This is a genomic window from Streptomyces sp. NPDC001880, assembly GCF_053594575.1.
This window is the reverse complement of sequence record NZ_JBSFET010000072.1, coordinates 23577-32368: the sequence shown is the minus strand read 5'-3', so window position 1 is coordinate 32368 and position 8792 is coordinate 23577. Positions and strand designations below refer to the sequence as shown.

The window sequence follows — 8792 nt, the reverse complement described above, 5'->3', positions numbered from 1 at the left end:
CCCGGGTCCGGACCGATCCACGCGTTCCCCACCACCTCGCCTGATCCGTTCTCCGCCATCACGAGATGATGACCGGCCGTGTCGGCGCCGTCAGGTAGGAACTTGGCCGTGCCGTGCCGGGCCCGTTCTCGCGCCAGCTCTTCCGGCATGAACTTTCTGAGCACACGAGCCGACTCGGCTTCACGATGCTCAGTCGCCGCGTGATACTCCGCCGGCGTCATCTTCCGCAAGGTCACCTGCTGCGCGTCCATGCCGTCATCTTCAACCGGTCATTTGTAGCAGCGCTACTGGATTCCAAGCCCGATGGCTCTCGCCACCAAACTCAGCCACAACACCAACGACTCGACCCACAGGTTTTGACAATTGCTCCGGGCGGAACGTCCCGACGCCCTCTTCGGGTAGTGGGGGATGAACACCAGGACGCTCTCGAAGGCCGGCTTCTTCTCCGCAGGGATGGCATGCGGCCGTCCCGCAGCGTGGGCCGCGCCCAGCTCGTTCAGCCCCGGGCCGTTGTCGTCGTTGCGCAGCCGCAGCGGCCAGGCAGCCGGAACACGTCGACCTCGGCAGGCACGCTTTTGCCCTGCCCCTCTGGAAGCGGCAGACGGCCGATCTCGCCTACGGCCCCTGAGCAGCTGCTCAAAGCCGTGAATATCTGACGGGGCCAGCCACCGCAGCGCCTCCCGAACCGCTGTCAAAACACTGCTCACTGTCGCGTGCGGAGCCAACCGGGTGGGCCTGCGGGCCGCGCGGTCGGAGACCAGTCCGGCGATGGCGGCGTGGGTTTCGGCGTAGGAGTCGCGCCGGCCGAGGTATCGCTGGAGCGGCCGCCACTTCTTCTCCTCGCCGATGGTGTGCTCCACGCAGATCCGCTCGGAGGACTGCCGTCGGCGCGCCTCGCGCCAGGCGTAGTTCTCGCCCAGCGATACTGTGTTCTTCGGCTTGCGTGGCGGTGCCTGGACCTGGTTGGGGAAGTCGTTGGCCAGGCCTCTGTATCCCTCGTCGACCTTCGCCTTGACTCGCGGATGCAGACACAGCTGCTCGGCGATGCCTTCGGTGCGCATCGCGGTCTGGTCGTGCATTCTGCCGGGCCGGTCGGCCCCGGACCACAGTAGGCGTCCCGAGCCGTCGCTGATGGTGGTGGTCTTGGCGGTGTTCTGCTTCTTCTTGCCGGAGACGAACGCCCCAGGCCGGGGCGGCCGGCCTGGGGGCGGCGGACCTGGGTCTCGGTGCCGTCGATGCGCAGCCCGACACCCTCGGCCTCGGCGTAGGCGAAGACACCGGCCAGGGTGCGCAGGCGGATGCCGGGCCGGTCGGGGACGGCGAAGCCACGGACAGCCAGCAGTGGGCGGATCTCGTGGATGGCGCGGGTGACGGATGGGCGGGAGACGTCGTAGAGCCCGGCCAGTGCCGCGTGCGGCAGCTGCGGACGCAGGTGGACCACGGTGACCAGGACCCTGTCGGTGAAGACCAGCTTGTGATCCGGCCCGGCTCCGGCGGCCCGCTTGCGCTCTCCGCCACGACGCTCACGCTTGAACTTCAACAAGTACCCGGTAGGGCCGGGTAGGGCGTTCTTGCCGGTGTCGGGCCGGGCACCGGCGGGCGCGGTGACCAGAGCGTTCCAGGCGTCCGGGCCGGCGACGCCGTCGGCCTGCAGGCCCTGGTTCTTCTGGAAGGCCTGGACGGCGGCCGCGGTACGAGGCCCGAACGCGCCGTCGGCGGTGAGGCAGCGGCTGCTGAGCACGCCGCTGCTCACCCCACACTGCGCAGTACTTCATCGAGTGACCAGGTGCGTCCGGGCGTCGCGGCAGGCGCGATAAACGGCATTCCTGTTGTCCTGCTCCCGGCGTTGGTCGTACCACGCCGGGAGTAGACGGCAGGGATTCCCGCAGAGCACCGCGTGCGGTGGCGGTGATGGCCGGGGCCTGGTCACAAGCCTGCAGCTCGATGGATCAGGTGCTCAGTCCGCTTACCCCTGTTTGACAGCGACTGAGTAGGGCGGGCAAAGTCCAGGCCCGTTGGGGACCGGCCCCGAGCACTGCCTCAGTGCGGTTTAAGTGTGGCCGTCGATCATCGGGGAGCACACCGCGTTGGCCGAGGACGACGTGCAGACCTGCAGATCAGCATCCTTGCCCTCGCTGTAGCTCAGATTGTGGTAGCCATTGGTGTACTGTGCGGTGCCACTGCCGCCGATATGCAGATTGGCGACCGAGGAACGGTCGTTGTCGAAGGCGTCATTTACGTGCAGGTACTCGCCGTGGGCGTAGAACACCGCAGACACAGAGCTTCCGCCCGAGCTGCGGCACCACGCCAGGATGCGGTACCTGCCGTCGACATCGGCTCCAGACTCCCCGCCGCAGGTCCAGGAGCTAGCCGTCACTTCCCCAGCTTGGGCGGGGGCCGCAGCCAACCCGCCGGCCAGCGCCCCCGTGAGCAGCGCGACAGCGCTGCATCCACGTAACATCCGGCCTTTCATCCCTCGAACATGCATTGCCTTGTCCTCACTTCTCCGCGCCGGGTTCCGGTCGGCGCTTGCCCCGTGGCAGCTCCTCGCCGCCGTTATCACTGTTGCGCGTCACGGCACTCGCGACCATGACTTTCGGGTTGGACCGAAATTCTCATCTCACAACGGGGAGCCCTCCCCTGGGTCCTGCCCGTGGGCAGGGGCGATCTGTCGGATCAGAAGGAACAGGCCGTCCCGCCGTAGCAGGCTGTATCTGTCGATCAACGGGTCGCCTCTATGAGGTATCGAGCCCGTGGGGCAGGCGTGGCGGGTGTCGGCGCCTCGGCTGCGGCGTGCACAGCCCAGGCGATCGCGGTGGCGAGACTGTTGTGGCTCACGGCGGACGGGCGTCACAGCCCGCCCGCGACCAGCAGCCGAAGTGCAAAACGTCGACGCTGCTGGTACACCCCCGAGGGAACCACGGGCCGGGGCATGGGCGTGTTGTACAGAAACCGTTATACAGAGGCAGACACCAGTGGCCGACCGGCCGCTTCCTCCTGACTGAGGGGTCGGGCGCGCCAGATGCCGAAGTTCCGGGTGTGAGCCCACTGGGGGGAGCATGCTGCGTATCCATTTTACGGACCGTGACCTGGCTCGCGTCCATCTGGCCTATGACCCGTTGTGGGAAACCGTGCTAGCCACCCACCAGTTGGGCCGGACAGGCGCATCCGCATACTCATCCTGGCGGCGCCACGCTCAACAGGTCATCATTGAAGAGAAGTTGACCGACTGTGTGCGTGCGATTCGGCTCCTGGCGCCCGCACGCGCCGGGTATTTCCCCGACTTTCTGACCCCGGCCGCAGCCCGTGACGGGATGCCCGCTGGATTGGACGCCCTGTGCCGTACCCCGCGTCAGCAGATGGAGAACGAAGTCGCCTGGGCGTTCAACGGCCGCCAGGCCCCGGCGTGGATCCACGCCCTGGCCGAGGGCGACCAGAAGGCCCGCACGCAACTGGCTGCCGCCCTCGACCGGGTCCACCAGGCTCTTGTCGTTCCCAACTGGACCCGGGCAGCGGCAGTCGTCGAAGCCGATCTGGCTCTCCGGGCGCGAGCTCTGCGCGACGGCGCCGTACACGGCCTCCTGAACTCCTTACGGCCAATCCTTGACTGGGCTCCCCCCGTGCTCGCAGCCCCCTACCCGGAGGACCGGGAACTCCACCTCGACGGCCGAGGACTGTGTCTGATTCCCTCCCGTTTCTGTTGGGCCATGCCGGTCGCCCTCGCAGACCCGTCGCTGCCGCAGGTGCTGGTCTACCCCGTCGCCTCGGCCCATGCCGCGGCACAGCCCCATGAGGGAAGCCACCCCCGCGCTCTAGCCACCCTGCTGGGCCGCAGCCGCGCACGGGTACTGGCCGCCCTGGACGGAACCACCACCAGTGAGCTCGCGCGGATTCTCGCCCTGTCCGCCTCCTCGGCCAGCGAACATGTCACCGCGCTCCGCGAGGCCGGACTTGCCTGCAGCAACCGCATCGACAACCGCGTCCTCCACACTCGCAGCCCACTGGGCACAGCCCTGCTCCAAGCCCAGCAACCAACATCCGACGATCACGCCCAACCGGACGGATTTCTACAGCAACCGCGCCGCTGAAAGATCGCCGATCCAATGCGGATACCCCCGGGCGCACGGGGCCGGCCCGGCATTGTCAACTTGTTGGTGTGCGGTTACTTGAGGGTGTGCGGGAGTGTGCTGGGCTGTCTGCGGGGCCTGTTGCTGGACGGCGGGCGCAAGTCGGTGGAGCCGATGGCCGCCCGCCTGGGCGAGGACGGGAACCGGCAGGCCCTGGCCCACTTCGTCACCTCCAGCCCGTGGGATCCGGCGCATGTGCGGGCCCGTCTGGCCTGGCGCATGCAGCCGGTCATCAAGCCCACTGCGCTGGTCATCGATGACACCGGGTTCCTCAAGGACGGGGATGCGTCGGCGTGTGTGACCCGGCAGTACACCGGCACCGCGGGCAAGATCACCAACTGCCAGGCCGGAGTCTCGCTGCATCTGGCTTCCAACGGCGCCTCGACGGCGGTGAACTGGCGTCTGTTCCTGCCCGAGAGCTGGGACCCCGCCTCGCCGAAGGCCGACCCGGTCAAAGTGGCCCGCCGTGACAAGTGCGCCATCCCCGCCCAGGTGGGCCATGTCGAGAAGTGGCAGCTGGCCCTCGACCTGATCGACGAGACGCGGTCCTGGGGCATCGAGGTGCCCCAGGTCATCGCCGACGGCGGCTACGGGGACACCGCCGCCTTCCGGCTCGGCCTGGAAGAACGCGGTCTCGACTACGTGGTGGGCATCTCGACCACGACCACCGCGCAACCCGAGGACGCACAGCCGTGCACCCCGGCCTGCCCCGGCCGGGGCCGACGGCCGGTTCCCGCCTGCCCCGAACCGGCCCAGAGGGTGAAGAGCCTGGTCATCGCGGCCGGTAAATCTTCCGCGCGGCCGGTGCAGTGGAGGCAGGGGGCACGGCCGGGCAGTGGCCGAAGCGGGCACAAGCGCATGTACTCGCGCTTCGTGGCCCTGCGGATCCGGCCCGCCGGACGTGAGATCCGCAAGGCCACTGCCGGCACAGCGCTTCCGGTTCGCTGGCTGCTGGCCGAATGGCCCGCCGACCAGGACGAGCCCGTGCAGTTCTGGCTCTCCAACCTGCCCGAGACCACCCCGTTGCCCGTCCTCGTGCGCACCGCGAAGCTCCGCCGGCGCATCGAGAACGACTACCGCGAGATGAAACAGACACTGGGCCTGGCCCACTTCGAAGGCCGGACCTGGCCAGGCTGGCACCACCACGTCACCCTCGTCTCGGTCGCCCACGCCTTCTGCACCCTGCAACGACTGAGCCGATCCCCAAAAGAGACGGCGTCGGCCTGAGCCTCTACCGAGTCGTTCGCGAACTGCAGCTACTCCTCGTGATCTGGACCGGCGCCTGCCCCACCTGTCACCGCGACATGCCAGACCCCGCACCAACATGACCAAGCACTATTAGGGCAGCGGCCGACCGTCAAGCCCTGTCCGGCTGACACAGCGAGGCGAGAACGTCATCGGTCCTATCCAGCCTTGGCGGACGAGGGCGACCTGGGAGGGCAGCGGTGACACCGGGTCGAGTGCCCTCCCGCGTGCCCAGTTCTCGAACAGCCCCTCGGTCGTCTCGACGGCGGACACCACCATCGTCACCCTCAACTCCCCGTCGCGCCAGGTGTTCCACAGTGCCCAGCCCTCAGACCTGGGCGCGACACCGATCCGAGCACATACCTCTTCGTAGGCTTCCTCCACCCCGGCCGGCATGGCCCCAGGCTTCAACACCGAGGCGCCGACGAGGCGGACCCGAGGCCGGTCCTCCTCCAAGCAGCCATCGCCCGCGAAGTGGTAATGGCGCAGAGCCCGAGCAAGCACGTTCACGCTGCGCTGGAGTGGTGTCGCCTCTTCCGGTTCTGCCTGGAACGAGAGCCATCCTTCGTTGGACGCCTCCACGCTGACACGGTTGGCGAGGCGCTCGATCTCCCGGAGATAGTCCAGTTCGCTGAGCTCAGGTGAGGTCATGGCTCGAAGTCTCGCACCATGCCGCCCGGCGCCGACACAGATGCCCGTAGAGGCGTGATCGGGCCGCTGGCATTCCCTCTGCGCACCCCCTGCCGCCCGACTACCGAAAGAGAAAAGGGGTGGGGGACGGGCGGGCGCGTCGGCGGGGCCGCGCGCGCCGGTGCCTCGGACGGCACCGCGACGCGGCGCACAGAGCGCCAGAACGCTGGCAGTGGTCACCCTCAGTCAGCGGTTGTTGGGGCTCAGCAGCGTGGCGGCCGCGGCGATAAAGGCGACGGATGCTTCTTTCGCCGCATGCCGCCGGGCGTCCAGCTCGGTCCGGTCGATGGCCTTGCGCAGCGCGTACGTGGCATCTGCGGCCTGCTGGGCGGGGCCGGCCAGCCCGGGGACCAGGACCTGAAGGCGGATGTGGGGCGCGGTGATTGCAGCCCGGGTGTCGTGGGATCTCGTCTGGGCCTCCAGCTGGTGCTCGGTGCCTGCCTCGGCCAGGGCCAGACGCTCCCGATGGAACATCGCCGAGCGGTGCGCGTCCAGGGCGGCCGCGAAGTCGGTGACGGCGCCGAGCTGATCCTGACGGTGGCTGTCGGCACGCTCCTCGGCGCGTGCGGAGCGTGCCGAACGGTGCTGGAGGAGTCCGGCGGTCAGGGCACCGGCGAGGGTACCGAGTACGGCAACGATCGAAGGCCATATGGACATCAGGTGTTGGGTCCCCTCGGGTGTCGGTTTCGGTGGTGAGGCCAGCGGAGAGCGAGATACGCGGCGGCGCCTTCGGTGGCTGGGTTACGCCTGCGGCGCTCCGGACCTACCCTGGCGGCTAGTCTCCGGCTGGGCCAGAGATGGACCCGGATCCCCATCGAATCCCGGGCCCTTCTCGGGTTCTGTGCCCCATCCGTCTACCAGCGCATGCCGAGCTGGTCGAGGTCTTTCGGCGTTGCTCGGGGAGTTTCCCAGCGCGTTTGCGGACGTTGTCGAGCCACATGCCGAGCTTGACCACCACACCCCCGCCAGCACCGTTCTGACGACCCCCAAGCCCGCATCCGTCCCCACCTGCTCGACGTGCTTCCGGAGCACCCGAAGATGCCCTTCAGGCGCATGGAACTGCCGCGCCGCCGCGAGGTTGACCGCCCACTTCGCATCCTCGGCCAGGTGCGCGGAGATCTCCCCGTGGGTGAGGCCCTTCGCGGACAGGGAGAGCAACATTTCGTCCTCGCCTGTCAGGCGCCACTGACGCTTCTTCACGATCTGCGGCTCGAAGCTGCCGGCGGTGTCCCAGGGGACCCTGGGACACCGCACTGCAACTCTGGTGCGACCGAACCGCGTTGGGGCGCTCGCACCTGACCGATCCGGCGAATGGCTGAAAATGGCTCAACCGTCACGACCGGGCTCAACCCGCCGCTCGCCTCCCACGGTCCCCTCCCGTGACCGCAGTTCACGATCACGGGAGCCCGCATGTCAGCCACACGTACCGTCCGTACCTTCCTCGCCGCCGGACTCGTCGCCGGGATCACCGCCACCGCGCTCGCCGCGCCCGCCGTCGCCGCCGCGCCGCCGGCCAAGCCGTCCCACGCCGCCACCCAGCAGGCCCTGGACGCGGCCGTCGCCGAGGGCGTGCCCGGGGCCGTCGCGCAGGCCCGTGACGGAAAGGCCCGTTGGGTCGGCACCGCGGGGGAGCGGAAGGGGAGCGATCGTTTCCGGGTCGGATCCATCACCAAGACCTTCACCGCCACCGTCCTGCTCCAGCTTCAGGCCGAGGGCCGGCTCGACCTCGACGACCCCGTCGAGAAGTGGCTGCCCGGTGTGGTGTGCGGGCACGGGCACGACGGGCGGAACATCACCGTCCGCCAGCTGCTCAACCACACCAGCGGCATCTACAGCTACACCGAGGACCCGGCCTTCCAAGAGGAGGTCTTCGGTCCCGGCTTCCTGCAGCACCGTTACGACACCTGGACCCCGAAGCAGCTCGTCGCCGTCGCGATGGCGCACGAGCCCGACTTCGTCCCCGGGACGGACTGGAACTACTCCAACACCAACTTCGTGCTGGCCGGGATGGTCGTCGAGAAGGTGACCGGACGTCCTTACGGCAAGGCGATCGAGAACCGGATCGTGAAGCCGCTCAAGTTGCGCGCCATCTCCCTGCCCGGCACCGACTCCCGTATGCCCGAGCCGAACTCCCGTGCCTACTCCAAGCTCTCCCGCGAGACCGGCGGGCCCACGTACGATGTCGCCGAGCTCAATCCGAGCATCGCCGGCGCCGCCGGCGAGATGGTCTCCGACGCGAACGACCTGCAGACCTTCTACCGTGCGCTGCTCAAGGGCCGGCTACTTCCGGCGGCCGAGATGGAGGAGATGACCGACACCGTCAAGATCTCTCCCGATCTGCCCGGCGTCGGCTACGGGCTCGGTCTCATGCGGCAGCAGCTGAGCTGCGGCAAGGAGGTCTGGGGGCACGGCGGCGGCATCCACGGGTCCCATTCCGAGGCCCAGGTCACCCGGGACGGGGAGCACTCCCTCGCCGCGAACTTCAACGCCGACTGGACCGGTGACACCCAGAAGCTGATCGAGGCGGAGTTCTGCGGCACAGCCCCGGAGAAGCGGTAGCCCGTCAGCGGGGCAGGACGACTACGTAGGCGGCCGACTGCCGGTCACGCCGCTGCTGGACATCCACGGCTGGCGGACCGAGCAAGTCGACGACGGCGTCGCCCTGTCCACCGAGTTCTCCCGGCGGCCCGGCGGCCGCGCCCTGAGGACCCGTACCCCGGCGAACTCCGC

Annotated in this window: 6 protein-coding genes and 4 pseudogenes; 3 read left to right on the top strand and 7 right to left on the bottom strand. The window is 68.7% G+C overall.

Annotated elements, in window-relative coordinates; genetic code table 11:
• From ACWCQ6_RS27810 to ACWCQ6_RS27795, 4 genes and pseudogenes are all read right to left on the bottom strand, one after another.
• Window positions 1–251: pseudogene (locus ACWCQ6_RS27810) on the bottom strand (GNAT family N-acetyltransferase); the annotation flags it as partial.
• A 33-nt stretch (window positions 252–284) separates the two neighbouring features.
• A complete protein-coding gene (locus tag ACWCQ6_RS27805) occupies window positions 285–1133 on the bottom strand; it encodes a transposase family protein (RefSeq protein WP_451093707.1) in 849 nt (282 codons plus the stop codon).
• Between the two features lie 251 nt (window positions 1134–1384).
• A pseudogene (locus tag ACWCQ6_RS27800) lies at window positions 1385–1741 on the bottom strand (peptidoglycan-binding domain-containing protein); the annotation flags it as partial.
• 309 nt (window positions 1742–2050) lie between these two features.
• Window positions 2051–2278 (bottom strand): hypothetical protein, encoded by a 228-nt coding sequence (locus ACWCQ6_RS27795; RefSeq protein WP_451093705.1) that lies wholly within the window; start codon window positions 2276–2278, stop codon window positions 2051–2053.
• A gap of 1036 nt (window positions 2279–3314) precedes the next feature.
• On the opposite strand from ACWCQ6_RS27795, the gene ACWCQ6_RS27790 reads away from it, so the two are divergent.
• Both ACWCQ6_RS27790 and ACWCQ6_RS27785 read left to right on the top strand, forming a co-directional pair.
• A complete protein-coding gene (locus tag ACWCQ6_RS27790; protein WP_451093703.1) occupies window positions 3315–4088 on the top strand; it encodes a winged helix-turn-helix domain-containing protein in 774 nt (257 codons plus the stop codon).
• 108 nt (window positions 4089–4196) lie between these two features.
• Window positions 4197–5354, top strand: a pseudogene (locus ACWCQ6_RS27785) (IS701 family transposase); the annotation flags it as partial.
• 111 nt (window positions 5355–5465) lie between these two features.
• On the opposite strand, the gene ACWCQ6_RS27780 reads toward ACWCQ6_RS27785, so the two are convergent.
• The 3 genes and pseudogenes from ACWCQ6_RS27780 to ACWCQ6_RS27770 form a co-directional block, all read right to left on the bottom strand.
• Complete coding sequence (locus ACWCQ6_RS27780; protein WP_451093701.1) at window positions 5466–6023, bottom strand: hypothetical protein; 558 nt, start codon at window positions 6021–6023, stop codon at window positions 5466–5468.
• 225 nt (window positions 6024–6248) lie between these two features.
• Window positions 6249–6719: a protein kilB gene (locus ACWCQ6_RS27775; RefSeq protein WP_451093699.1), complete on the bottom strand. Its 471-nt coding sequence runs from the start codon at window positions 6717–6719 to the stop codon at window positions 6249–6251.
• A 441-nt stretch (window positions 6720–7160) separates the two neighbouring features.
• Window positions 7161–7301: pseudogene (locus ACWCQ6_RS27770) on the bottom strand (transposase); the annotation flags it as partial.
• A 171-nt stretch (window positions 7302–7472) separates the two neighbouring features.
• Here ACWCQ6_RS27770 and ACWCQ6_RS27765 point away from each other — a divergent pair.
• A complete protein-coding gene (locus ACWCQ6_RS27765; RefSeq protein WP_451093697.1) occupies window positions 7473–8621 on the top strand; it encodes a serine hydrolase domain-containing protein in 1149 nt (382 codons plus the stop codon).
• Window positions 8622–8792: the final 171 nt, after the last annotated feature.

What these genes read in the sequence shown, in the direction of transcription:
- ACWCQ6_RS27790 (WP_451093703.1), top strand. Translation starts at nt 3,315, where the DNA reads ATGCCCGCTGGATTGGACGCCCTGTGCCGTACCCCGCGTCAGCAGATG.
- ACWCQ6_RS27780 (WP_451093701.1), bottom strand. Translation starts at nt 6,023, where the DNA reads ATGACCTCACCTGAGCTCAGCGAACTGGACTATCTCCGGGAGATCGAG.
- ACWCQ6_RS27775 (WP_451093699.1), bottom strand. Translation starts at nt 6,719, where the DNA reads ATGTCCATATGGCCTTCGATCGTTGCCGTACTCGGTACCCTCGCCGGT.
- ACWCQ6_RS27765 (WP_451093697.1), top strand. Translation starts at nt 7,473, where the DNA reads ATGTCAGCCACACGTACCGTCCGTACCTTCCTCGCCGCCGGACTCGTC.